The sequence below is a fragment of the Moraxella nasicaprae genome (genome assembly GCF_025643275.1).
GTDB classification, from domain to species: Bacteria; Pseudomonadota; Gammaproteobacteria; order Pseudomonadales; family Moraxellaceae; genus Moraxella; species Moraxella nasicaprae.
Genome location: NZ_CP089977.1, coordinates 750,356 through 776,545, shown reverse-complemented (window position 1 = coordinate 776,545; position 26,190 = coordinate 750,356). Strand labels below are relative to the sequence as shown.

At 43.9% G+C, this 26,190-nt stretch carries 21 protein-coding genes and 2 tRNA genes; 12 read left to right on the top strand and 11 right to left on the bottom strand.

The features are described from left to right. The first annotated feature begins 188 nt into the window (after nucleotides 1-188). The 3 genes from hemL (at nucleotide 189) to LU297_RS03670 (ending at nucleotide 5,064) form a co-directional block, all read left to right on the top strand. Nucleotides 189-1,499, top strand: coding sequence for a glutamate-1-semialdehyde 2,1-aminomutase (hemL, locus tag LU297_RS03680; RefSeq protein WP_263077071.1), 1,311 nt, complete (start codon nucleotides 189-191; stop codon nucleotides 1,497-1,499). Nucleotides 1,500-1,682: 183 nt separating this feature from the next. Further along, entirely contained in the window at nucleotides 1,683-4,484 is a 2,802-nt protein-coding gene (gene secA, locus LU297_RS03675; protein ID WP_263077070.1) for a preprotein translocase subunit SecA, read from the top strand. 256 nt (nucleotides 4,485-4,740) lie between these two features. Beyond that, nucleotides 4,741-5,064: a hypothetical protein gene (locus LU297_RS03670; RefSeq protein WP_263077069.1), complete on the top strand. Its 324-nt coding sequence runs from the start codon at nucleotides 4,741-4,743 to the stop codon at nucleotides 5,062-5,064. A 43-nt stretch (nucleotides 5,065-5,107) separates the two neighbouring features. Here LU297_RS03670 and LU297_RS03665 read toward each other — a convergent pair whose 3' ends face one another. Then, a complete protein-coding gene (locus LU297_RS03665; protein WP_263077068.1) occupies nucleotides 5,108-8,578 on the bottom strand; it encodes an Rne/Rng family ribonuclease in 3,471 nt (1,156 codons plus the stop codon). A 584-nt stretch (nucleotides 8,579-9,162) separates the two neighbouring features. Here LU297_RS03665 and LU297_RS03660 point away from each other — a divergent pair. The 9 genes from LU297_RS03660 (at nucleotide 9,163) to LU297_RS03620 (ending at nucleotide 17,120) form a co-directional block, all read left to right on the top strand. After that, nucleotides 9,163-10,347 (top strand): RluA family pseudouridine synthase, encoded by a 1,185-nt coding sequence (locus tag LU297_RS03660; RefSeq protein WP_263077067.1) that lies wholly within the window; start codon nucleotides 9,163-9,165, stop codon nucleotides 10,345-10,347. 99 nt (nucleotides 10,348-10,446) lie between these two features. Then, entirely contained in the window at nucleotides 10,447-12,003 is a 1,557-nt protein-coding gene (gene ppx / locus LU297_RS03655; RefSeq protein WP_263077066.1) for an exopolyphosphatase, read from the top strand. Between the two features lie 113 nt (nucleotides 12,004-12,116). Further along, nucleotides 12,117-12,914 (top strand): acetyl-CoA carboxylase carboxyltransferase subunit alpha, encoded by a 798-nt coding sequence (locus tag LU297_RS03650; protein WP_263077065.1) that lies wholly within the window; start codon nucleotides 12,117-12,119, stop codon nucleotides 12,912-12,914. Between the two features lie 56 nt (nucleotides 12,915-12,970). After that, nucleotides 12,971-14,335: a tRNA lysidine(34) synthetase TilS gene (gene tilS, locus LU297_RS03645; protein ID WP_263077064.1), complete on the top strand. Its 1,365-nt coding sequence runs from the start codon at nucleotides 12,971-12,973 to the stop codon at nucleotides 14,333-14,335. A gap of 26 nt (nucleotides 14,336-14,361) precedes the next feature. Beyond that, nucleotides 14,362-15,207 carry a pyrroline-5-carboxylate reductase gene (gene proC, locus LU297_RS03640; RefSeq protein ID WP_263077063.1) on the top strand — a complete coding sequence of 282 codons (846 nt, stop codon included), beginning with the start codon at nucleotides 14,362-14,364 and terminating at the stop codon, nucleotides 15,205-15,207. 24 nt (nucleotides 15,208-15,231) lie between these two features. Next, nucleotides 15,232-15,798, top strand: coding sequence for a YggT family protein (locus tag LU297_RS03635; protein ID WP_263077062.1), 567 nt, complete (start codon nucleotides 15,232-15,234; stop codon nucleotides 15,796-15,798). Nucleotides 15,799-15,976: 178 nt separating this feature from the next. Then, nucleotides 15,977-16,068, top strand: a tRNA-Ser gene (locus LU297_RS03630). Between the two features lie 114 nt (nucleotides 16,069-16,182). Further along, nucleotides 16,183-16,259 (top strand) — tRNA-Arg (locus LU297_RS03625). Between the two features lie 261 nt (nucleotides 16,260-16,520). Further along, complete coding sequence (locus tag LU297_RS03620; protein WP_263077061.1) at nucleotides 16,521-17,120, top strand: RDD family protein; 600 nt, start codon at nucleotides 16,521-16,523, stop codon at nucleotides 17,118-17,120. Nucleotides 17,121-17,156: 36 nt separating this feature from the next. Here LU297_RS03620 and hemN read toward each other — a convergent pair whose 3' ends face one another. The 10 genes from hemN to LU297_RS03570 all read right to left on the bottom strand — a co-directional run bounded on the left by hemN (nucleotide 17,157) and on the right by LU297_RS03570 (nucleotide 26,061). After that, nucleotides 17,157-18,560, bottom strand: coding sequence for an oxygen-independent coproporphyrinogen III oxidase (gene hemN / locus LU297_RS03615; protein WP_263077060.1), 1,404 nt, complete (start codon nucleotides 18,558-18,560; stop codon nucleotides 17,157-17,159). Between the two features lie 1,014 nt (nucleotides 18,561-19,574). After that, on the bottom strand, nucleotides 19,575-21,866 hold the full coding sequence (locus tag LU297_RS03610; protein WP_263077059.1) for a DUF927 domain-containing protein: 2,292 nt from the start codon (nucleotides 21,864-21,866) through the stop codon (nucleotides 19,575-19,577). Then, the gene (locus LU297_RS03605; RefSeq protein ID WP_263077058.1) at nucleotides 21,863-22,048 is read right to left on the bottom strand and encodes a hypothetical protein; all 186 of its coding nucleotides are present in this window, start codon (nucleotides 22,046-22,048) and stop codon (nucleotides 21,863-21,865) included. Before LU297_RS03605 ends, LU297_RS03610 begins: the two co-directional genes overlap by 4 nt. Continuing rightward, on the bottom strand, nucleotides 22,045-22,251 hold the full coding sequence (locus LU297_RS03600; protein ID WP_263077057.1) for a hypothetical protein: 207 nt from the start codon (nucleotides 22,249-22,251) through the stop codon (nucleotides 22,045-22,047). Before LU297_RS03600 ends, LU297_RS03605 begins: the two co-directional genes overlap by 4 nt. 1 nt (nucleotide 22,252) lies before the next feature. Continuing rightward, a complete protein-coding gene (locus tag LU297_RS03595; RefSeq protein WP_263077056.1) occupies nucleotides 22,253-22,729 on the bottom strand; it encodes a hypothetical protein in 477 nt (158 codons plus the stop codon). A gap of 56 nt (nucleotides 22,730-22,785) precedes the next feature. Continuing rightward, a complete protein-coding gene (locus LU297_RS03590) occupies nucleotides 22,786-23,031 on the bottom strand; it encodes a hypothetical protein (RefSeq protein WP_263077055.1) in 246 nt (81 codons plus the stop codon). After that, nucleotides 23,018-23,266, bottom strand: a complete 249-nt coding sequence (locus LU297_RS03585) for a helix-turn-helix transcriptional regulator (protein ID WP_263077054.1) — start codon at nucleotides 23,264-23,266, stop codon at nucleotides 23,018-23,020. Before LU297_RS03585 ends, LU297_RS03590 begins: the two co-directional genes overlap by 14 nt. 358 nt (nucleotides 23,267-23,624) lie before the next feature. Beyond that, complete coding sequence (locus LU297_RS03580; RefSeq protein ID WP_263077053.1) at nucleotides 23,625-24,014, bottom strand: PIN domain-containing protein; 390 nt, start codon at nucleotides 24,012-24,014, stop codon at nucleotides 23,625-23,627. Between the two features lie 26 nt (nucleotides 24,015-24,040). Continuing rightward, nucleotides 24,041-24,274 carry a type II toxin-antitoxin system VapB family antitoxin gene (gene vapB, locus LU297_RS03575; protein ID WP_263077052.1) on the bottom strand — a complete coding sequence of 78 codons (234 nt, stop codon included), beginning with the start codon at nucleotides 24,272-24,274 and terminating at the stop codon, nucleotides 24,041-24,043. A gap of 587 nt (nucleotides 24,275-24,861) precedes the next feature. Then, nucleotides 24,862-26,061: a tyrosine-type recombinase/integrase gene (locus LU297_RS03570; RefSeq protein WP_263077051.1), complete on the bottom strand. Its 1,200-nt coding sequence runs from the start codon at nucleotides 26,059-26,061 to the stop codon at nucleotides 24,862-24,864. Nucleotides 26,062-26,190 lie beyond the last annotated feature (129 nt).

Below are 26,190 nucleotides of genomic sequence, written 5' to 3'. Positions count from 1 at the left end.
TTTATCGAATATCTATTATATAACAAAACGCCATAAAAATGTGATAAATACTCAAATGTCAATGCATGATAGTGTAAAAAATGTTAGAATAAACAAATAGATTTAACAAGGTTTTATCTGTTTAGTCGCACAATAATCGATGATGCGACCAATAAGATGGTTTTGATTGCAATAAAAGAGTTAGAAAAATGACCCAAGTATTCGCCGACCCAAAAACTGCCGACCAAGTTCACTTTGAAAAAGCCAAACGCCATATCCCAGGGGGCGTTAATTCTCCTGTGCGTGCCTTTACAGGCGTGGGCGGTACACCTGTTTTTGTGTCAAAAGCAAAAGGGGCGTATATCTATGATACAGAAGGTCGCCCTTATATTGATTATGTTGGCTCGTGGGGGCCGATGATTTTGGGGCATGCTTTTGACCCTGTGATTAATGCGGTCAAGACGGCTGCTGATGACGGTTTATCTTTTGGTTGCCCCACGCCCTTTGAGACGACAATGGCGGATTTGATTTGTGAGCTTATCCCTCATATTGAGCTGATTCGTATGGTATCCTCTGGTACAGAGGCGACAATGTCAGCAATCCGCCTTGCAAGGGGCTATACAGGACGAGACAAAATCGTCAAATTTGAAGGCTGTTATCACGGTCATTCTGATAGCCTACTGGTCAAAGCAGGCTCTGGAATGCTGGACATTGGCGAGCCAACTTCTAAGGGCGTGCCAGCCGACTTTGCCAAGCATACCCTAACTTTGCCTTATAATGACATAGAGGCTTTGAAGGCTGCCTTTGAAAAATTTGGCAGTGAGCTTGCTTGCGTGATTATTGAGCCAATTGCTGGCAATATGAATATGATTATCCCCACTAAGGAATTTCATCAAACGCTTCGCCAATTATGCACCGACTATGGCGTGGTTTTGATTTTTGATGAAGTGATGACAGGCTTTCGTGTGGGACTTAAAGGGGCAAGCCATTATTTTGGCATACAGCCTGATTTGACCACCTTTGGCAAAATCATTGGGGCGGGCTTGCCTGTGGGGGCGTTTGGCGGCAAAAAAGAAATTATGGAATGTATCGCCCCCTTAGGTGGTGTTTATCAAGCTGGCACGCTCTCTGGCAACCCTTTGGCAATGCGAGCCGGCAAGGCGATGTTTGAGCATTTGACCAAGCCTGATTTTTATGAGGAGCTGACTGCCAAAACCGCCTATTTGGTCAATGGCTTAAAGGCGGTTGCCAAAAAGCATTCTATCGCCTTTAATGCCTGCTATGTTGGCGGTATGTTTGGCTTGTTTTTTAGCGAAAACTTGCCCAAGAATTTTAATGATGTGGCAAATGCCGACACCAAACGCTTTAATGAATTTTTCCACGCTATGCTAAAACAAGGCATCTACCTTGCCCCTTCTGCCTTTGAAGCGTCTTTTATGAGTGCTGCTCATAGTTATGATGATTTGGATAAGACGATAGCGTGTGCTGAGCGAGTATTTTTGGAATTGGTGGCATCGTAAGGATATTTGAGGAATTTAATTACTTGATGGGGCTTGCAACTGTGTGCATCAGCCCCATTGATGGACATAAGGCTTGCAAATGAGTAATGCCAAATAAGATAGCAAACAGCCATATCGATGGCAACAATACATGATAAATGGTCAGATTAGCCACTTGGCGGTTAATCTTTTTGGGAAAATGATATGTTAGCAAAAATCATCAGTAGCGTCATTGGCACAAAAAATGAGCGTGAATTGAAGCGAATGCGTAAAGCGGTCGCCAAAATCAACGCCTATGAGCCAACCATGCAAGCCTTGACGGACGAAGAACTCCGCCAAAAAACATACGAATTTAAAGAACGCCATCAGGCAGGCGAAAGTTTGGATAAATTGTTGCCAGAAGCCTTTGCGGTGTGTCGTGAAGCGTCAAAGCGTGTCAATGGCATGCGTCATTATGATGTGCAGCTGATTGGTGGCATGACCTTGCATGAAGGCAAAATTGCCGAAATGAAAACAGGCGAGGGTAAGACCTTGATGGCGACCCTTGCCATTTATCTAAACGCCATTAGTGGCAAGGGTGTGCATGTGGTTACGGTCAATGACTATTTGGCTGGTCGTGACGCTGAGCTAAACCGTCCTTTGTTTGAATTTTTGGGTTTGACGGTTGGCGTGATTTACAGCCAACAACCACCCAATGATAAGTTTGCCGCTTATCGTGCCGACATCACTTATGGCACGAATAACGAATACGGTTTTGATTATCTTCGAGATAATATGGTGTTTAGTTTGGCGGAGAAAAAACAGCGTCCGCTAAATTATTGTATCATTGATGAAATTGATTCTATTTTGATTGATGAAGCTCGTACGCCACTCATCATCTCAGGACAGGCTGAGGATTCTGCTCATTTGTACGCTACCATTGACAAGGTGGTTGAAAGATTGGTGCGTTCATCGGATGAAGAAGCCAATAAAAATAATGAAGATGGTGATTTTTGGATTGATGAAAAAAACAGAGCCATTGAAATTAGCGAAAAAGGCTATGAAAAAATCGAACGCTTCTTGATAGAAGTGGGCGAGCTTGGCGAAAACGAGAGCCTATATAGTCCTGCCAGATTGCCATTGCTTGCTCACGCTCAAGCCGCCATCAGAGCCCATCATATTTTTGTCAAAAATATCCACTACATCGTCCAAGAGGGCGAAGTCATCATCGTGGACGAAAACACAGGTCGTACCATGCCAGGTCGTCGCTGGTCAGACGGTTTGCACCAAGCAGTTGAAGCCAAAGAGGGTGTGGAAATTCAAGCCGAAAACCAAACGATGGCAACCACCACCTTCCAAAACTACTTCCGCCTATATAACAAATTGTCAGGCATGACAGGGACGGCAGACACTGAGGCGGCAGAGCTTAAATCGACTTATGGACTTGATGTGGTCATCATTCCAACGCACCGTCCGATTGCTCGTATTGACCTTGATGACCAAATTTTCCTAACCAAATTGGGTAAATATCAGGGTATTATTCGTGAAATCAAGCAAATCACGGCAAAAGGTGCACCTGTATTGGTAGGTACAGCAACCATTGAAGCATCAGAAGAGTTATCCTATTTATTAGAGCAAGAGGGTATCAAACATAATGTTCTTAACGCCAAGCAGCACGAACGAGAAGCTGAAATCATTGCTCAGGCAGGCAGACCCAGCACCGTAACCATTGCCACCAACATGGCAGGTCGTGGCACGGACATCATTTTGGGTGGTAATTGGCAGGCAGAAATCGGTGACCTTAGCGAAATTAGCGAGGAAGAAAAAGCTCGCCATCAAGCAGCTTGGGAAGAAAGACACGCCCAAGTGTTGGCGGCAGGTGGTTTGCACATCATTGGTTCCGAACGCCATGAATCTCGCCGCATTGACAACCAGCTTCGTGGACGAGCGGGGCGACAAGGCGACCCTGGACAGTCACGCTTTTTCTTGTCGCTAGAAGATGATTTGATGCGTATTTTTGCAGGCGATCGTGTTACCAATATGTTCCGTGCAATGGGACTAAAAGAAGATGAGGCGATTGAGCATAAAATGGTGTCTCGCTCCATCGAGAATGCCCAAGGCAAAGTAGAGGCACGAGATTTTGATGCACGCAAAACATTGTTAAAATATGACGATGTTGCCAATGAGCAACGAAAAGTCATCTATGGACAGCGTGATAATCTGCTTGCTGAGATGGATTTGCAAGAAGGCATCAAACAGATGCACCACGAGGTGTATAATGCCTTGATTAGCCAGTTTGTGCCACCAGGTTCTGTCGATGACCAATGGAATATTGATGGATTGGAAGATGAAATCGAAGAGGCATTCCGCTACTATATGCCAATCAATGATTGGCTGGACGCTGACCGCCGCTTAGATGAAGATGGACTGCGTCAAAAAATTATTCAAGCCGCCATTGAGCGATATGAGACTCGCCGTGAACAGATGGGTAATGAGACGGCGGCACAGCTTGAACGCCATTTCATGCTACAAAGCCTTGACCGCCATTGGAAAGAGCATCTAACTCAGATGGACCAACTTCGCAAAGGCATTCATTTGCGTAGCTATGCCCAAAAAAATCCTGAGCAAGAGTACAAACGAGAGTCGTTTGAGCTGTTTCAGTCAATGCTTGGGGCGATTAAGTCGGACATGGTGCAGGATTTGGCAAGAGTTCATGTACCAACCCCAGAAGAATTGGCAGCACTTGAAGAACAAAGACGCTTGCAAGCAGAACAGATGCGTATGCATTTTGAGCATAACGAGATTGGTCTTGATGGTCAAGAGATTGAACAAAAAGAACCAGTATTACGCACGCATCGCACGGTGCAGCGAATGACCGTAACGCTGGGTGGTGGTGCAGTTGCGGCAGCAGGCACGCCAGTCATTCCTGATGAAGAATTGGTCATTCCTGATAACATCAGCCGTAACGCCCCTTGTCCGTGTGGTTCTGGACTAAAATATAAGCAATGCCATGGCAAGCTATCCTAATGGATAAGTAGGCTGGTCTTTTTTCAAGGCATGACAAAAGAAAATCACTCATCACATCAGTATGAGATGATTTTCTTAGACTTGATTTGAATGATTGTATTTGCCAGTGCTTTGTCAGCCATTGCGAAAATTTTAAGTAAGATATGGTAACTGATAATCTATCTTATTTAATGAAAATTATGCTATACTATGCCCGTCTTATGTGTATAAGGCGGGTTTTTTAACGGCAATCATTGCCAATATAAAAGGTGAAGGTATGAAAATATCAAAATGGCAAATGGCGGTATTGGCTTTGATGGTGGCATTGACTGGTTGTAATAAAAAATCAACTCAGGAAATTGCCGAAGAAAAAGAAGTGCCAATGACCGCAGCACCAGCAAGCAATACACAAACAACGGTGGTACAAGATGAGTTGGAGCAGCAGCCTCAGACTGATAACAGCTCAGAACAAGCCGCCACTGAATCAGAGCAAGAAAGCGAGGAGCCAGTTGCCGAAGTCATCGACTATGATGAAAAAGAGGCAGCGACTGCAACGGCTGATGCCGAAGTGGAAGACGATGAACAGCCACAAAGCAAATAATAACCATAAAAAAACCGCCAAGTCAATTTGGCGGTTTTTTGTTTTAGTCCTCATTATCGACAGGCGACTCGGATTTGGCTACTTTTTTGACCACAACCTCTGATTTTGGCTTATTGTCTTTTTTGCTTGCCTTGCGAGTACGAGCTTTTGGTGTTTTGCTTGGTGGTTTTGGGGTCATCAAATTCAAAATACCAACACGAGGCTGTAACTGACCTGCGACATTTTCAATCATGTCTTTATAGCTATTTGCCTTACTCTTTTTTTCAGGCTTTTGGTCAGCACGGATTTGCTTAATCTGACCACCTTTGGTCTTGGTGGATTTTTCTTCCACCGCCTCTGGTGCGTCATTTGGCTCATCGGTTTGTGCCTTACTCTGTGCCTCATTGCCTGTGCCGTGATGATGCTCATCTGATGGCAGGGCGGGCTGGTCATTTGCCTCTACTTCTGTATCGTTGGTATGAGCAACCAATTCGCTAAGCTCAGCGGTCAAAGTTTCCAAATTTTCGCTCATGGCTTCTTTGGTCTCTTCGATGAACTCATCTGCCTTTACGATTAAATTAGCAGCCACATCTAGCAAGGTCAGCTCTTCGATACTTGGTGTCGCCTGTGTTTGTGCCACTTCTTCTGTATCAATCGCAGAAGGTTGATTGATTGATGATGAATCACTGATGAGGGTTTCATCAATCATCACTTCGGTAGCAGCTGTTACATACTCAGGGTGCTGACCACGGGGGTCATTGCTGGCACGACGAGTGATAGGACGCACAGGAGCTTCACTTTTGCCCTGTGGGGCAGAAGTTTGGGCAGCAGGCTTGATTTTATCATCAAATTCAGCCATCTGTTCTGGCGTCAGTGCCTGATAGCCAAAGTTGCTAAAATCAAGCGTGTCGGTCGTGGCTTGACTGATGGCTTTGGCGGTCAAAAAGTCAGCGATGAAATTGCCAGTTACCGCCTGACCAAGTTGTGCTGTGATGAATGACATTGCCGTGCCAGTGATGGCTTGCGGCTGGCTAAGTGCCTGTTGTACCACTCGTGGGTCATTGCTGGCTCGTCCTGTTTGGCTTGCGATGGTGCGTAGCTTATCCACCAGCATATCATTCATCTGTACACCCTGCAAGTCCGAAGACTGCTGGATTGGCGTTTCTTCGCTTGCTAGCACAATAGATGGGGCAGGAGTATCTTCCGCCAGCTGTTCATCTACTGCCACAGGTGCAGGCGTGTGAGTTTGTGATGGCTCAGTCGTTTTGGTGGTTTTGGCTGGTGCGGTTTGCTCAGCTTTTTTGACCTTATTTGCCTTTGGTGTAATCTCGCCTTTGCTGCCATCTAGCGTCAAATGCACCACTTGCGGTGTTGGCTCTGGCGTTTCTACTTGGGCGATGTGTAGCACCACTTCGGTGGTATTGGCTTTTTGTCGTGGTGCTTTTTCGGCTTTTTCTGTTTTATGCTCTGTTGGAGCTTTTTTCTCGGTTTTTTCATGTTTTGCCTTTGGTGTCAAGGTTTCTTGACGCACCACTTCGCCACGAGATTCACGGCGAGAGCCAGCTTCTCGTTTGGCGTATTGTTCCTTATCTTTGTCTTTTGATTCTTTTTTGTCCTTTTCTTTCTTTTCTGGGACGATTTCTTCGATGAAAGTCGTCTCTTTTTTTGCTTTTGGTTTTTTGTTTGCTTTGCGTGGCTCTTCCTGAACGCTTGGTTTTTGCACTTGTGTAGCGATGGCATTAAGCTGTCCAGACGCCCCTAGACTGACCCCGCCAGCATTGACGATGGATTCGATGGCTGAGGCGACATCTTGACTGCCTAGCGAGCCTGCCAATTTGGCTTGTGGTTTTGGTGCAAACAGATTGGATAACCAAGCCACCGCTTGTGGTTCGTTTGCCACTGGCTTAGCTTGTTCTGCGGCTTTATCGCCAGTAGGCTGGGCGGATTTGGTTTTTTGCCAATGCTGGGCGTGATTTTCCTTGTCATTATCATTTTGCCAGTTTACTTCATAGCCACGATCGATGGTCTGTTTTTCTTCGGTGTCAGCAATGCGTTCGTAGCTTGATGGAGCAAAGCCATCAGGATTGAAATGCAGGCTAAAATTCGGGCTTTCTAGATGAGCGTGTGGCAAAATGGTAATGCGTGCACCACTGTCTTGTTCTAGATAGACCAGACTTTCTCGTTTTTCGTTCAATAAGAACGCAGCGATGTCGGTTGGGACTTCGGCTTGAATCTCGCCCATGCGTTCTTTAAGGGCGATTTGTTCGATTTGACGCATGATGGATAGCGACAATGAACGCAAATCACGAATCATGCCATTGCCATGACAGCGTGGGCAGATGTAGCCTGTGGCCTCTTCTAATGATGGACGCAATCTTTGGCGGCTCATTTCCATCAAGCCAAATTTGCTGATTTCGGCAAATTGTACTCTGGCACGGTCGTGTTTGGTTGCTTCAATGAGGCGTTTTTCGACATCTTTTTGGTGACGAGGGTCGGCCATGTCAATAAAATCAATGACAATCAACCCGCCCATGTCTCTTAGGCGTAGTTGGCGAGCGATTTCATCAGCGGCTTCTAGGTTGGTGTGATAGGCGGTCTCGGCAACATCAGAACCTTTGGTGGATTTTGATGAGTTGATGTCGATGGCGACCATCGCCTCAGTTTGGTCGATGACGATAGAGCCACCTGATGGCAAGCGAACCTCTCGTTGATACGCAGTCTCGATTTGGCGTTCGATACCAAAACGGGCAAACATCGGCTCGTATTCGGTATATTTACGCAACTTTTTCATCTGGGTTGGCATTACCGCAGCGATGAAATTGGCGGCCTCATTATAGGCATTTTCTGAATCAATCCACACCTCGCTGATGTCATCACGCAAATAATCACGCACCGCACGAGTGACTACGCCAGCCTCTTGATGGACAAGGCAAGGGCTTGGGCGAGTGCGATTTTGTTCTTGAATGGATTTCCAGATGTCAAGCAGATGGTCAAGGTCATTTTGCAAATCATCAGCACCTTTGCCCAAGCCTGCGGTACGAACGATGACGCTCATGCCTTTTGGTAGGTTTAGGTTAGCGATGATTTGCTTCATCTCTTCACGGACTTTGCCAGAGATTTGGCGACTGATGCCACCTGCTTTGGCATTATTTGGCATCAGTACCAGATAACGACCTGCCAAAGAGATATAAGTAGATAGGGCAGCACCTTTGTTGCCACGCTCTTCTTTTTCGACTTGGACGATGACTTCATCGCCTTCTTTGATGAGCTGCTTGATGTTGTCTTCACGAGCATTGCCATTGAGGTATTCGCTGGCGATTTCTCTTAGAGGTAGAAAGCCTTGACGGGCAGAGCCGTATTCGACAAAGGCAGCTTCTAATGATGGCTCAACACGGGTGATGTGACCCTTATAGATGTTGGCTTTTTTTTGTTCTCTGGTGCGATTTTCTAGGTCAAAATCGTACAGATGATTGTCTTTGCATAGTGCCACACGAATTTCTTCGTTGTGCGTGGCGTTAATCAAAATGCGTTTCATGATGTTCCTTAAAGGGTTTGCCTTGTTAAGCAACATCGGTAAATTGGTTAAGATTTACTTTGATGAATCATCGTCTGTCATCAGTAGGTTATGATTTGGCATAGACATATTTGCTACTTACCTTGTCTGGCTCAAATATCTAATGCCAATAATGATTGCACCATCAAGCATGAATGTGCGTTCGTCTGTCATAAGCAGACCAAACCAAAACGCCTGCACCGTTTTGGCAAAAATTCAATCATTCCAAGCCAAGCTATACTGGGGTTTACCAAACAAAAGCAGTGTCTGTCTTGTGCTTTTGAGCCAGTAGTTCTACGAATGAGCCAATCGGCAAATTCTTGGCAAAAATCTTGTACGGCAATTTTACCGAAATGTTGCGTGGTCTTTTTTTGATGTCAAGACCAAAAATTGTCTAAAAAATTTGTGAGGTTGCGTCTCAAAGTTGGGCGAGTAAAATCAATGAGATTTTTTTAAAATATTTTGCTCAATATAAAGGCAAAATGAAATATAAAACGCCAGAGCTTTGTCAAAAATCTGGTAAATTTTGTCGTTGTTACAAAAAATATCCAGTATTGTGGTGCAACATGGTAAACTATACCAAATCTTTTGCAAAACGCCTACAAAAAAATGCGAAAACCATGAAAAATTTTCAAAAAAACCCAAAAAAACCATCAAAACCTGCCAAATCGACCAATATTAACCCAAAGCATGGTCAAAATTCATCCATTCGACAATCGTCGGTGCAACATCAATCACACGCCAAATCTACGCCCAATAAACATCGCCCAAATCAATCAGCTGATGTGGCGATTGATGATTTTGGTAGAGTGAATTATCTGACTGTAACCGCTAATCAAGCAGGACAAAGGATTGATAATTTTTTGCTGGCACGACTAAAAGGGTTGCCTCGTTCGCACCTATACAAACTGATTCGTGATGATGAGATTCGCATCAATGGTAAGCGATGTAAACCGCACATGAAGTTGGAGATTGGCGATGTGGTGCGTATTGCTCCGATTCGCTTGACGGTCAAGGACGAACCTGTGGTCAGCGATACCTTTGCCAAAGGATTGCTTGCCAGAATTGTTCATGAAGACGATGGGCTAATCGTGCTAAATAAACCGCATGGCATGGCGGTGCACGGCGGTTCTGGCGAGAGTTTTGGCGTGATTGAGGCGATGCGTGTTGTGAGTGAAAAAAAATACTTAGAACTTATCCATCGCATTGACAAGGACACCTCAGGATTGCTGCTCATCGCCAAAAAACGCAGCACTCTAAAACAGCTGCAAGATGATTTTCGTCACAAAAATATCCATAAGCAGTATTTGTGCTTGGTTGATGGCTATGTCAATAAAGACCAAGTCATCGATGCATCATTGTTGCGTTATACGCTGGCTAGTGGTGAACGCAGAGTGAGGGTTTCTAAGGGCGAAAATGCCAAACCTAGCTTGACCAAGATTAAGGTGTTGGCACAGTTTGAGCTTGATGGTCAGCCTGTCAGTCTGGTGCTTGCCATGCCTGCCACAGGACGCACACATCAGATTCGTGTGCATATGGCATCGATTGGACATGCTTTACTTGGCGATGATAAGTACCAAAAAAATCAGACTGCGGCAATAGTTGGACGATTATGCTTACATGCTTGGCAGCTAAATCTGCCCAACGATGATGCGTCGAGTGAACGCCCTGTGCATTTTGTGGCAAAACTACCTGATGATTTTGCAAAACATTTGCCAGCATCTGTCTTGGAGCGATTTGAGCATGATTAAACCGCTAAAAATGAACGCTAAGTAACCAAAATACCATAGACAGATTGGGGTATTTTGTCGTAAAGTATGAAAAATTGACCAAAAAAGGCTTGATAAACAATGAAAACAATCAGTACTGACACCACAGAACGACACGCACAGCTTGCCAGTGCCATCAATGATGCTGCCGCCATTGGTAAAGATGAACTACTAGGGGCGATAGATTTGGGTTCAAACAGCTTTCATTTGGCAATCGCTCGTCTTGACCATGGCGAAGTGCGAAAAGTGGCATCGATGTCTGAAAAAGTACAATTGGCGGCAGGGCTTGATGAAAATAATGTGCTCAGCGAAGAGGCGATACTGCGTGGATTGGATTGCTTACATCGTTTTGCCCAATTAGTCACGGAGGTCAATCCTGATAGACTTCGTATCGTGGCGACCAATGCCTTGCGAAAAGCGGTCAATGCCCAAGAGTTTGTCCGCCGTGCCAATCAGATTTTGCCAAAACCCATCGAAATCATCGCAGGTCGTGAAGAGGCTCGCTTGATTTATCTTGGAGTGTCGCATTCTAATGCCAGTACCGATACTCGTCTGGTCATCGATATTGGCGGTGGCTCAACAGAATTCATCATTGGTCAAGGGTTTGACCCCATCGAAACCGAAAGTTTGCAGATGGGCTGTGTGTCTTATACGAAGAAATTTTTTGCCGATGGCAAGATTACCGAAGAAGCCTTTGCCGCTGCTGCCAAACATACCCAAACTGAACTTTTGACCATCGCCAAACGCTACAAAAAAGTTGGTTGGGATAATGCCATTGGGTCAAGCGGTACGATTAAGGCGGCAAATTTGGTGCTAAAAGAGCTGGGCTTTGGCGGCGAAAGCGTGACGCTTGATGGACTGCTTAAACTCAAAAAACATCTGATTAAGCTAGGTTCAATCGATAAGATTGATTTTGAGGGCGTAAAAGCTCATCGCCAAGCTGTCTTCCCTGCTGGTGTGGCAGAACTGCTAGAAATCATGCAGGTGCTGCAAATCGATGAATTGGGCTATTCAGATGGTGCATTGCGTGAGGGCGTGATGTACGATATGCTGGGCAGGCTAAACCAAGAAGATGTCAGAGACCGTAGCGTCACCGCTTTGGCAGAACGCTATTCGGTCGATGCTAAGCAGGCAGGAAGAGTAATGAATCGTGCTGCCAGATTGTTTGATGAAGTAAAATCGGTGCTTGGTTTGTCTGCTGACAGTGCTGACTTACTACGACGCACCGCCAACTTATATGAGATTGGTTTGGCAATCAGCCATAGCAATTACCAACGCCATACTGCTTATTTGCTTGAACATTCAGACATTGCAGGTTTTTCGCAAGTCGAGCAGGCAATGATGGCACAGATTGCTTTGCACCATCGCCGTAAACTAAAATCTGATGGTCTAAAAATTGCCGAAAATTTGGGCGGTCGAAAGCTGGCTTATCTGTGCCTATTGCTTCGTTTGGCGGTGCAATCTAGCCTAAGTCGCACCACAAAGGCATCGCCAATTTCGCTTAGTGTATTGTCGGAGGAGCATTGGCAGGTGACGGTTGGTGCAGGATTGCATGAAGAATTGATTGCCGAACAGCTGAGATTGGACGCACCAAATTTTGCCAAATGGGGCGTGTCTTTATCGGTGGCGACTTTATAAATTCATGGTTTGGCGACATTTATCCAAAACTTAACAAAAAATAGATGACGAATTTGCCAAAAATATGCTAAACTAAATCTTAGTTTACATTTGTACGATTTTTTGAGTGGAATATGAGTAAAGTCTGGGAAAGTGTGCAGTTGGCACGCCATGCAAATCGCCCATTGTTTTTGGATTATGTGGCGGCATTGTTTACCGAGTTTGACGAACTGCACGGCGACCGTGCATTTGCTGATGATAAGGCGATTGTCGGTGGGTTGGCTCGCTTTAATGGTCAGCCTGTGATGGTGATTGGTCAGCATCGTGGTCGCAGCACTCGTGAGCGTATCGCTCATAACTTTGGCATGGCAAATCCAGAAGGTTATCGCAAAGTGATTCGTCTGGTGCAGATGGCAGAGCGATTTGGTTTACCTGTATTGACTTTCATTGACACACAAGGGGCTTATCCTGGTGTTGGTGCTGAGGAGCGTGGACAGGCAGAAGCGATTGCTAAGAGTATTGCGGTTTTTTCTAGTCTTGGTACATCCATCATTGCCACCGTCATTGGCGAGGGCGGTTCTGGTGGTGCATTGGCCATCGGTGTGGCAGATAAAGTCAATATGCTTCAAAACAGCATTTATTCGGTCATCTCACCAGAGGGCTGTGCATCGATTCTGTGGAAAACTGCTGAAAAAGCTCCTGATGCCTCCGATGCTCTCAAACTCAATGCCGATAATCTATATCAGCTTGGGCTGATTGATGAAGTCATTGCCGAAGAAGTGCCAGCCAGTGAAGATGCTCAGCCAGTCATGCAAGCCTTAAAGAAACTTTTAAGTGAGCAATTAGCAGAACTTGCCAGCTTGGGTAAAGATGAGCTGTTGCTCAAACGCTATGACCGCTTGATGCAATTTAATTCAACCGTTTCTTTGTGATTGAGTAATACCATCAAAAAAGCTAGAATGTATGTTCTGGCTTTTTTGTGTTTTTGATGATGATTTTACAACAGTTAGAACAAGCATTCGAGCAAGCCAAAGCACGCTTGGTGTCAGGTCGTCTGTATTTGGCGTGTAGCGGTGGGCGAGATTCTTTGGCGTTGGCGTATGCCTGTCATCAGCTTTATCAGGCAGGCGTGATAGACCGATTGCCGATTTTGTTGCATGTGCATCATGGCTGGCAATCAGTCAATGATGACTGGGCAAGATTGGTGCAGAACTGGGCGGTCAAGCACGATTTTGAATGTCAGATTTTATCTGTACAACTAGAAAAACTCACCGAAACACACGCTCGTCTGGCTCGTTACGAGGCGTTTGGTCAGGTGCTACAAGATGATGATGTTTTATTGCTTGCTCATCATGCCAACGACCAAGCTGAAACCCTGCTGATGCGTCTGATTGATGGAGCGGGGGTGTCAGGACTATCAGCGATGAAAGTATGGCAAGCCAAATCATTGGGTGCAAAGCGTTTTTGGTTGTGGCGACCTTGGTTGTCTGTATTGCGTGATGCAATCAGTGATTATGCCGCTTGGTATGGATTGCCTTATGTGGACGACCCCACCAACGAAAGCGATTTGTTTGTGCGTGGCGTGCTAAGACAGCAAGTCTTGCCTGTATTGACTAAGCTTAATCCACAAGCCATCGCCAATATTGCCAAAAGTGCTGCTTTATTGGGAGAGTCTGCCCAAATTATTCAGCACGCCATACAAGATTGGCAGCCTGACATCAAGGAGATGACGCTTTTGCCATATCAGGCGGTGCTAGACATTGCCCAATTTAACAAAATGCCTGCAATCATGCACGCATCGTGTATTCATGATTGGCTAAAAAGAGGAGCAATCCAATCGCCTAATGGCGAACTCATCGCTCAGGTATCATCGTTGATACAACGAGTAGATAACGACCATCAAAGCAGGCTGTTTTGGCAGGATGGTGAGGCTGGCGTGATGATTTGTCGCCATCAGGATAAACTGTATCGCTATCGATACGATGTTTGGCTGTGTCAGATGCAATCGTGTCAGATACAGTGGTGCGATGATAGACTGATGTGGTGTTGGCAGCATCTTACCTTATCGTGGCAAATCCCTGATGGTCATCAGCTTATCAAGGTGGAGGTGGTTACTCGTGATGATGTGGTGCAGATTGGCAAGCATACTTATCGTGCCAAAAAACTGCATCAAAGATTAGGATTGCCTGTATGGTTACGCTCACAGTTGTATCAACTGACCATCGTCAATCATCATCAATCTAGCCAATACCTCATCGCCCCAATGATGATATGGCAGATACCCACAGGTGAGCAATGCAATATGGGTGTATGGCGATATTTTGCACCCGACACACCAAATGATGTACAATAGCTAAGTTAATCAACAAGGAGATTATGATGACCGATTTATTTAATGGCTTACAAGGCAAAACCATTGGCTTTATTGGTGGTGGCAATATGGCAAGAGCCATCATTGATGGACTGCTAAAAGCCAATCAGGAGCATCAACTTGGACTGAATCTGGGCGTTTCTGACCCAAATAAGGACAGTTGTCAAGCATTTGCCGAAAAAGGCGTCAAAGCATGCCAACCCCAAGATGCTCATCAAATCATCGAAGAGGCTGATGTGGTGGTGCTGGCGGTCAAGCCGCAAGTGATGCGTGAAGTGTGTGCCAGCGTAATCCCGCATTTGTCTAATCAATTAGTGTTATCCATTGCCGCAGGTCTGTCGGTAGAGACGCTCAGCGATATGCTGGGTGGCTATACCAATATTGTTCGCTGTATGCCAAATTTGCCAGCCAGTGTTGGTTTGGGTGCGTCAGGATTGTATGCCAAATCGGTGTCTGATGACAATCGCCAATTAGCGGATGCAATCATGCAGGCATCTGGGGTGACTGCTTGGGTGGATGATGAGCAGTTGTTGCACGCAGTGACAGCGGTGGCTGGCTCAGCACCTGCTTACTTTTTTTATGTACTAGAAAATATGATTGCCAGAGCGGTGCAGATGGGACTGTCTAAGCAAGATGCTCATACATTGGCGGTTCAAAGCCTAAGTGGAGCAGGGGCGATGGCGATGAATGCCAATCCTGCAACCTTGCGTGAGCAAGTCACTTCCAAAGGCGGTACAACTGCTGCTGCCTTAGATAGTCTGTATGCCGACCAAGTGGGCGAGGCCTTCGCCAAAGCCATGCAGGCGTGCAGCGACCGTAGTGTTGAGTTGGGCGAAATCCTAAGTCAAAGTTAATCAACCACCAATAAAGATGTGATTATGAATACAGCCCCTTTTATTTTGAGCAATATGCTCATCAATTTTGCCTTGATGTTTTTGTTTTTGCGATTCATGACGCAGTTTGCTCAGATTGACATCACCAATCCATTTGCCAAAATCACTCATCGCTTGACGAAGATTGTTGATGTTTTTTCGCATATTTTTCCGACAGTGAGCAAGGGGCGTATCAATACTTCGGCACTGGTATTGATGTTCATCTTGTATCTGGTGAATGTGATGGTGAATGCAGTGATTTTGGGCAAGCACATCACGCCACTTGAACTGTTTTTTGTGAGTAGTTTATCAGGTGTCATCAAGTTTTTATCATTACTTCGCTATACACTACTGGCTTCGGTCGTGTGTAGTTGGATTGTGATGTTTACCCAGACGGGCAACGGCTTGGTGTCTTTGGTGATGCAGCTTGCTGAGCCAATCATTGCACCATTTCGCCGCATTGTGCCAAATGTGGGCATGATTGATTTATCATTTTTGGTGGCGTTATTTTCATTGATGTTGCTTGAAAAATTCATTGGTATTATCGGTCACCATCTATGGCAGATGTTATAAAGCCGATAGATGAGATTTTTAGGGAATTTTTGAGAAAATATCAAAAATTCCCCAAAAAATATAAAAAACCACTTGCAAAACAAAATTTTTTTGCTATAATTACTCCCCACAACGACAGGCGAAATTATCCATAGTTGGATAGCCAGATGACCGTAGCAAGTCATTGAGCCAGTAGTTCGGTGAAGTGGGTGAGTGGCTGAAACCAGTTCCCTGCTAAGGAACCATACCTAATTACGGGTATCGAGGGTTCGAATCCCTCCTTCACCGCCATTGATTTTCGAAACAAAAAATATTCGAAAATAATTTAAAAAAAGGCTTGACAAACAGAAAATATACTGTATAATAGCCGACACTAACGAACGATACGAATCAATCGTTAAATCCGCACCCGTAGCTCAGTTGGATAGAGCACTTGGCTACGAACTAAGGGGTCGGGAGTTCGAATCTCTCCGGGTGCGCCATATACCGAAAACACCGAAGTCATAAGATTTCGGTGTTTTTCTTTTTGTCATCGATGATTCTTATTGTCAAGTGATGAGGCTAGATGGGGTAGGAGAGTGATTTGCCCCAAAGTCTGACTGATGTTATCATCTCGTCTATTAAGCTACCAACCTATGGACTTTATGTGATAAAGTCTGCCAGCGAAGTCAAGCATCATCATACAAATTGACTATCCGCCAATCTGTGCTACAATAGCCCAAAATCATCAAACCATACTCATTATGTCAAATCATCAAGTGCATTCAAATACCGACCAAACCACCATCGCCAAGCCATTGGTACGCATCATGGCAATCGTTTATGATGGCATGCTGATTTTGGCGATGTTATTTTTGGTGGGTGCGGTGCTGTCGGTGGTTGGGACGCTGCTGTTTTTGAATGTCGGTTCCAGTTCCCAAGAGGCTCAATCATTGCCACTTTGGTATCAAAATTTGGTGATGACTCCATCTTTTGTGCTGACTTTGGTAGGTTTTTATGGAATTTTTTGGCGAAAGTCAGGACAGACTTTGGGCATGCAGACTTGGCGATTAAAAACAGTGGACAATCAAGGCAATCTTCTAGGCTGGCGATTGAGTTTTGTGCGAATCATCAGTGCTTGTTTGTTGCCGATTTTATGTGCGTTGATTGGCTCTTTGATTCATGGTTCTCGCTTGGCGGTGTTAGTGGCGACTTTGATGGGTTTTTGGTTTAATTATTTATTTTGTTTGCTCAATCGTCGAGGGCTTGCGGTGCATGATATGCTGTCTGGCACAGTCACGCTTAAAGTACCAAAAGTCAAGCATGAGACGCTATGGCAGATGATTCGGAGAAAACGCCGTTAAAAAAAGCCCACGATGATGGGCTTTTTTTGATGGCTTTTAGATGGCTTTGGAAAATCTACCCTGTTTGCTGGTGGAATATTCATCAAAAATCATCGCAATATTACGCCCTAGAATACGACCTTTGGGCAAAATTTGCACGCCTGTTTCGTCAATATATAGCAATTCATCATCGACCATCTTGGCAAGTTCACTTAGCTCGTCAGCAAAATAGGTGGGAGCATCGATACCAAATGTTTGGCGAATTGTTGCAAAATCCATGCGGTCATGACAGAGTAAATTCATGATGACATGGCGACGCAAGGCGTCTTTTTCTTGACTTTGAATGTGCTTGATGGCAGGCAATAAGCCTTCTTGGATACGCTGCTGATAATCAGCAAGAGTGGCGGGGTTTTGGGTGATGTGTTGTCCGATTTGACTGATGGCACTGACGCCAAATCCCAATAAATCGCACTCGCCCAAAATGGTGTAGCCTTGAAAATTACGATGCAGTTGTCCTGTGCGTTGGGCGATTGCCATGCTGTCATCAGGTTTGGCAAAATGGTCGATGCCGATATATTGATAACCTGCTTGCGTCAGGGTCTCGATGATGTTGCCAAACATGGTCAGTTTGTCTTTGGCACTTGGCAAATCACGCTCATCAATGCGTCTTTGAGGGGCGAATCGTTCTGGCAGATGAGCGTAGTTAAATACCGACAGACGATCTGGCGATAGCTTGATGATTTCATCGATGGTTTGCTTCATGCTTTGGGTGGTTTGGTGGGGCAGACCATAAATCAAATCAATGTTGATTGAGTCAAACTGCAAATGACGAGCTTGATTCATGACAGCCTCAATCAGACTTTTTGGCTGAATGCGATTGACCGCAATTTGGACGGTTTCGCTCAAATCTTGCACGCCAAAACTAAGCCGATTAAATCCTAAGTGTTTAAGTACGCTTAGTGTATTGTCGCCCAGTTCTCTGGGGTCGATTTCGATGGAAAAATCGCCCTCTGAATCAAAATCAAATTCTTCTTGTAAAAATTGCCACAATCGAATCAGCTCATCATCGCTTAAAAAAGTAGGCGTACCTCCGCCCAAATGTAGCTGTTTGACTTTTTTGCCAGCCAATAGGGATTTTTTGTGGCGAATTTCAGCAAATAAATAGTCTAAATAATCGCCAGCGTCACTGTTCTTTTTGGTGATGATTTTATTGCAGCCACAGTAGTAACATAAATGCCGACAAAAAGGGATATGAATGTATAAAGATAAGGGTGTCTGTGGATTTTGCTGGCTTAAAATCTGCTGTTCAGCATCAGCTTCGATGGGTAAAAATTCAAGAGCGGTGGGGTACGAGGTATAACGAGGGGCTTGTTGATTGTATTTTTTAATCAGCGTTTCATCAAAATCAATGCCAAAAAAATGCATGGATGTGCTGTTGGCATAGGGGTTGTACTTGCTCATAAAAAGCCCTAATATTTTTATGGATTTAATGCGTGTTATTATAACATAAAATATTGCGACTGAGCATGAGGCATTAAGTTTGGCGATGCGAGTATCAAAGCATGGATAAATCGTTGATGGCGATTGATGTTTGATGGCTAAAATCATGAACATTGATTTGCCAGCAGACCATAATAAAGCTAGAAAAAACAAGGGCTATCGTACGATGACGGATAGCCCTAGATTATAATTTGGTCGGAGTTATAAAAACCGAACTAAATAAATTTATCCATTATTTTCAATAACTTATAAAAACAAAAATATTTTTATACCAACAAATATACCAACAATAAAAAAAGTGACCCCCTATTTTTGGGTTATTTTGGTCTATTTACGCCCCTAATTATATCAAAATTACCCCTTGTCATGGGGTTGTTTTTCAAATGGGATTTTTATCATACAAAGAACCTTTTTTACCATTCCAAATAGGCTAAAAAATCCTCGCGTGCGTATCTGTCGGAAAAGTCTTTTTTATAATGTACAAAAACCCCATCACAACCGCCACACTACCCATAAAAAACGCTACTTTTTTGTGGCGTTATCCGCCTTATCAAAACCTTTGATGACTGCTCGCCCTGTCTGATATTTTGCGATTTGATACCAAAGTATTTTAATTTTTGGCTAATTGGTGGGCTGTCATTGGTTGCCTATTGTTATCATTTTGCCAAATGCTTTGATTGGGGGGTGGGTTGGATTTTGGGGTTTTGCTCCGTCATCAACGCTTTTTTAATTGTTTCTAAAATTACAAAACTTTACACAAATTTCACCCTAAAAAATAAAAAATTCTGTATATGCGTTTTTTTGTGGTGCAACTGGTGCAATTGGTGCATAGACATTGGTATTACTATGTTTTAGCAAAATAAAAATGGTGCAACTCTGCAAAAAAATGGTGCAAGTTGCACCATTTTCCCAAAAAACAAAAAATCCCATATTTTTATTATGGGATTTATTGTAATTTTGTGTAATTTTATGTTTCTATGCTTCATCGTCTAAAAAGGTCAAAATCTGCTCTTTGATGGCATAGAATAATTGCGGTTTGCCGTTGATTTGTTTTTTGTATTTCTTTCTGTGATTGGCTTTGGTTAAATCAACTTTTTGTAGTATGTTGATTGCCTGAACCTTGTTTAATGGGTTTGCTATTTCGCTAAAACCACTACTGGTAAACAAATACAAGCCTTTATCAATATATCCCAATAAGTTGGGTTTGCCATCAGCAAAACTATCATTAAGTGCGACGGTCTGTTGTAGGTTTGTCATTCGTCCGTATTGGTGCGTTTCAATGGCGGTAATAACACGCTCGATTAAGCCGTAAAGCTCCATATCCCCATATTTGCCATAGGTATTTAGCCAATCATCAAAACACACTTTAACCGCTTGTAGGGCTTGTCTTTGCCCCCAGCCTGTGATGCCTGCCATTGTAGCAAGCTCGCCAGCACCTGCTACAATAGCAAAATACTGACAAACTCGCATTGCTTGACTGCTAAGCCCATCATACAAGGCAATAAATTCATCAATAAAGCCCCTTAGCTGTGGCAAATAGGCATGATTGGTTAGATAGTCCAGCCATGCCACGCCTGCCGTGCCGTGATACTGGCTGGCGTGATTATCTAGCTGTACTGCCAAGCTATGCCCATCGGTTGCCCCTGCTAGGGTGTCAAACATTCCTAAGCCCTTGCCAGCGTCTGCATTGATGTGGGCAAATCTGACCGCCTGCCCTGCTCTGATACTTTTGCCTGCTTGTTTTAGTACGCCATCTAAGGTAATCTCGCCTGTTGATAGGTAACAAATCCGCCATTGGTGGGGCTGGCGTGCGGTTAGGTTCTTGTTCATGCGTGTTTTACCATCGCCATTGCCTAGCATATAAATTAAGCCATCAATTTTTTTGGCATCGCATTGCCCCAATTCGTCAAGTGCCAAGAAATTATCATTATGCAAACTTGCTATGCTTTCCATGCCGTTACTGGTGGCGTTCCAAGTGCGTACAAACTCACGATGACCCCACACGCTGACCGCCAGCCGTAGGGCTAAGGATTTGCCCATGCTGGACGCACCCACAAAATGAAAGCCTATGCTGTTTGTCTCGCCAAGCGGTTTTAATAGCGTGCCAGCAAAAGCGGTACAAATGGCGAACGCTAGGCGGTCATGATTGATACATGGCTTTGATACATACTGTTGCCATTGTTCTAGCGTGCCTTTGGTGTGATAGCTGTGTGTGCTGTGGCTGGCTTGCAGTATCACGCCATCGCCCCAAGTCTTATGCGGTAAGGTGTAGGCGGTATCATGCCAACCCACTTTATCCACACATAGCAGTTTGTCGGTGCATGGGTGGAATTGGATATAAGCGGTTAATAAGGCTTTGGCTTTGGTGCTGGTGTTGATGACAAGCCCCATATCTGCCAAAATTTTAAGATATTCTCGGCTATCCCCCATCAGTAGGGCGGTGGGCATTGCCCAAGTTTTAACCCTGCCGTCATTATCGCTAAATCGTAGCAAACGCCCCCAGTTACCGCCTTGATTATCCCTAGTTTGCCCATCGATATACAAGGCATTGCAGATGAATAATTCATGGGTTTGCTCGGTCTTGCTGTCATATTTGGCATAGTGTAGCTTGCTCTCTTTGATGGTAAAATAACCGCCTTGATAACGAAAATCTAGGCTTTTGATGGGGCTTATATCGCTGTCTTTACCGTCCAACTTTGCCAAAGTGTCTTGTATGGGGTCTAGGCAGGCGTGAATTTGCACATGAGGTATATCGCCTATCTTGGCTTGTAATTCGTCCGCTTGGTGGCGGTAAATGGGTAAAATCAGGCGTTTTGTCTGTGCAAAGACTTTGGCAACCTGTGCGACTTTTCCAAAGGCAATCAACACGCAATAATCATCTGATTTGCTTTGTAATTGGCTTGCCATCTCATACGCCAAATCCAGCTCATCAAACACATAGGCGGTATCACACGCCAGCAAGCCCAATACACCAGCCCCTATGTGCTGATGGTTGATTAGATGGGGTTTTTGGTTTGGCTGATTGCCCAGTATGGCTAGATTGACCGCTTGCCCCTTGTGATTTTGTAGCACCATTGCCACTTTGCCAGCCGTTTTGTGTTCGTTAATATCATCATCAATCCATAGCAGGGCGTTAGAGGCAAGCTCTTTAAGCTGTGGATAGTTGATTTGCTCATCGCTGGCTTGTGTGTAGGTCTTGATAAGCTCATCAATGGTATCTACTTCTTGCACGGTGTGTGCTGGCGTGATGGTATCGTTTCTATTCATGCCTTTACCCCTTGTTCGCCCAACTCGTCATCATCAACAAAAAGCGTGTTTTTGTACATCTCAAAGGTCAATAAGGGGTAATCTTTGGCAAGCTGTAATACAACCGTGTGGGCGGTCTCGTAATCATCATACCAGCGATTAAAGTTAAGCTCTTTGCATTTAACCAGATAGCTAATTATCATCTTACACCCCCTGCAATGTCTTTGGTGTCGTTAATGACTTGTTCGATTTGCGTCCATATCGTCCAAAGCAGGGCTTGTAATTCTGGCGTTTCTAATTCGTGGTTATGGATAATTGCCATTAACTGATTAACGGTATTTAGGGTAAATGTCGCACTTTCTAGGGCTGATTTTAAAAAGTAGTTTTCTTGTTGTAGTGCGTCCATCTTACACCCCCATGACCGCTAACAAGCCAATGACAAGGCAAGCAATGGGCAAGCCAACGATAAAGCCAATAACAAGGCTTTCAGCAGGGGTAAAGTGGGATAGTTTGGCTAGAATGCCAGTAAGAAATGCGGTCATGATTGACGCTCCTAGTAAAGTTTTGAGTAATTTACCCATAAATGGGCGGTGTGGTCTCACTCTCGGTCTTACTAGATACCGCTTTACATATTCGCCAACTGGCTTATTTTGTAATATCAACCACACCATAAAGGGGAAGCACAATGTATCTACATTGTGTGTATATGATGGGTTCATGCCTACACCACTTTGGGCGGTGTTTGGGCGTAAAAAAAGCCAATTTAAACCGTTTGGCGTAACGGCTAGTAAGTTTTGAGAGAGATTTTTATCATATTCCACATTCACGCTTTTATCAAGTGAAATATTTTCATCAAATATAGCTTTAAATTGAATTTTATTCATTATATAATATTCCAGCTTGGTGTTCCCCCTTGTTTGGCAAGGGGGATTTTTAATGTCTAGGCGTACCTTTTAATCTCACCGCTTTTTACTTTCTCAATGTAGGCTCTATCCAGCCAGTAGCGTGTGTATTTTGTGCCGTTGGTGCTGACTTCGTCGGTAGATTTAATGGGAATGCCTTTTTTTAGCCTTAATCGTCCTAATGTTTGGCTTAGGGCGTATAGATTGAACATTGCCACACTGTCCCTTTGGGTAATGCTTGCACCAGTTAGCAGATATTCATAAACAGATTTAGCCTTGCTCATTTTTACCCCCTTGCAAGCTCTTAGGCTCTTGCCAGCCGTTCGGATTGTCCAGCCATGACAAAATATCGCTATTTTTCCATGCGGTGCAATGCGTGCCAAACTTGATGGGCGGTGGGAATTTGCCTTGTTTTACCCATGCCCAAACGGTGGATTTACCAATGGGCAAATAGGGTAAAAGCTGATTTAATCGGCTCATGCCGTCTTGGGGTAGGGTGGTTGGATTATTTTGGCTCATAATATACGCTCCTAGATTGCTTGAGATAGGGCGTATGATATGCCAAATTTGGCAGGTTTCAAAATGTAAGTTCTTGATATATAACGGATTGTTTTAATTTAAGATGGGTAAAAATGCGTAAGAATGGGTAAAAATGGGTTAATATGTCATGATGAATTTATTTACACAAAGCCAACAAAAAGCCCCGTTTTTGGGGCTTTTGCTTGTCTGCTGATATAATAATTTGTTATGTTTTTTTACCGCCTTTTATGCCATCTCATTATAGCCCACATTATCCCATCATTTGCCCTTTCTGATATTTTGCGATTTGATACCAAAGTATTTTAATTTTTGGCAAATGGTTTAAAAAACGCCTGTATCATTCCAGCCAGTCCTGCAATTCAAGCCCTTGTACTCGTGCAAATTCTTTGGTGTTGTTGGTTACTAGAATTAAGCCTAGTGATTTGGCGTGGCTGGCAATGTGTAAATCATTTTCGCTAATCAATCGCCCATCTTTGGCAAGCTGTGCATAATTTTCCCCATAGTACTGGCAACAATCAGGCTTGTAGGGTAGCACATCAATCCTTGACAAAAAATCCGCCAAAATTTTGCCATTTTCATACACTCTTTGACTGTGATACACGCCTGCCCATAGTTCGGACGCTGTAATAGCACTAATGCAAATCCTGCCAGCATACTGATTAAATTTACCCAACAACTTTGCTGGCTTTTGTTTGATGATATGGATAACAATGTTTGTATCTAACATAAAGCGGTGCATTAAACCCCTCCAACTTAATCAAATGACGCTCGTTGTGATGGCATTGCAGGCGTGGGGCGGTCAAAATCATCTGATACACGCTCATCGGATAAAAAAAAGCTGTCCCATACGCCATCTTGGGGGCTAATAATTAGCTCTTTACCTACTTTTCTGATGATGACTTGCTTAATATCATCATTAAATTTTAAACCGCTGGGAATGCGTACGGCTTGGGTGCGATTGTTCATAAATACGGTGGTTATGGGCATTGCCTTAGCTCCATTTGGTATATACCGTTATTATATATCTTTGATAATGACTTGGCAAATGTCATCTTTAAAAAATCCAAAATTTTAAAGATGATGGCATGGATATGTTGATGTCATCAACATATTATGCCTAATATGATGAAAAAATAGCAAAATTTAAAGATGATAAAAAAATAAGCCCTTGATTTAGATGGTTTTAGTCTTGCAAAAACTAATTAGATTGTCTCAATCTAAAACCATCTATAAAACCACTCATGACAAACTTACCCATTACCAAAAACAGGCTGAAATAACAGTCGATTGACCGTGATTATGCCTTGTCTGATAAAAAAAATAACAAAAATAACCTACAATGGTGTTACTTGCACCACAAGTTGCACCGTTTTTTTATAAAGTTGCACCGTTTTTTATTAAATTTGCACCATTTTTTTAATGCTAAACCTAGTATTTTCAAGGCTTATGCACCAATTGCACCATTTTTTTATACTTTTCCCACAAATTTTTTTATTTTGCTACTCATGTGGGGTTTTTTGATGGTGGCGTATGATAAAAAACCCCCAAAAAAAGGGGGTAGGCTAAAAAAGGGGTTATAGCAAATCTTTGTTTCTTGTACTGTCTATCAACTCTGCCCATTCTGTCATCATCTGCACACGATAATCTAGGTACATTGCCCCATTGTATGCTTGGCTTACTTTATCCGCCTTGCTGTGGGCTAGTTGTAGCTCTATGGCTTCGTGGCTGTATTGCAATTCGTGCAGTTTGGTGCTTGCCAAGCCTCTAAATCCGTGTCCTGTCATTTTGCCCTTATAACCTAGTTTTTTTAGGGCTTGTGTCAAAATGCTTTCACTAACTGGGGCTTTGGATTTTGGGTTAAAAAATACATAAGTATCAGACAAGCCTAATGCCTGTATTTGGCGTAAAATGGCTAGGGTTTGGGGTGCTAGTGGGACGATGTGGGGCTTTCTCATTTTCATCTTTTCGGCAGGAATACGCCATAGGGCATTATCCCAATCTATTTCTTGCCATGTCATAAATCTCATTTCTTTGGTGCGTACAAATGTATAGCAAACGAACATAAAGGCAAGTTTGGTTAATGGCTCACAACTTGACTGCTCAATGTCATTTAGCAGGCGTGGTAATTGCCCAAAGTCTAGGCGTGCAAAATGCTCCGTTTTGGTCTTGGTTAGGGCTTTTTTAATGCCATCGGTGGGTGGCATACGCTCATACAGCCCCTTGTGGCGTGCCAATGTGAATATCGCCTGAATGTGGTTTACGGCTCGTGTTGCCATGTCGTATGCTCCACGCTGTTCAATGCGTTTGGCAACTTCAAGCACCATTTGGGGCGTAATGGCGTTAATGTCTAAGTGGGCAAGGTGTGGGGCTATGTCGTTTTGGTATTGGGCAAAGTCTCGCTTGTATGTACCAACTACTACGGTATGCTTGCCCTTGTTGGTGGGGTTGTTTGGGTTTCTGTTGCTGTGGTATTCGTCCGCCAGTTCGCCAAAAAGTACGGCATTAGGCTTGGCGGTTTTGGGGTTAATGCCTTGTTTGATTTTGGTGTGGATTTCTAGGGTTTGTAGGCGTGCTTGTTGTAGGCTGATGGCGGGATAATCGCCTAATGTCATGTTGGTTTGTTTGCCTTGCCAACGATAAGCGATAACCCACTTTTTTGCCCCTGTATGTCTAACCCATAATTGTAAGCCGTTGCCATCTGAATATTTATCAGGGCGGTTTGGGGTGCATTTGTCGGACGGTTTAAGCCGTCTTATGGCGGTGTCTGTTAGCATAATTTACCCTAAGTGTTGGTATAAGAATTTTTATACCAACAAATATACCAACAAAAAACATAGATTTCAACGGACGATAAAAGACTGTGATAGACAATAAAAAGGCTTAAAAGCTAGAAAAAACAAGGG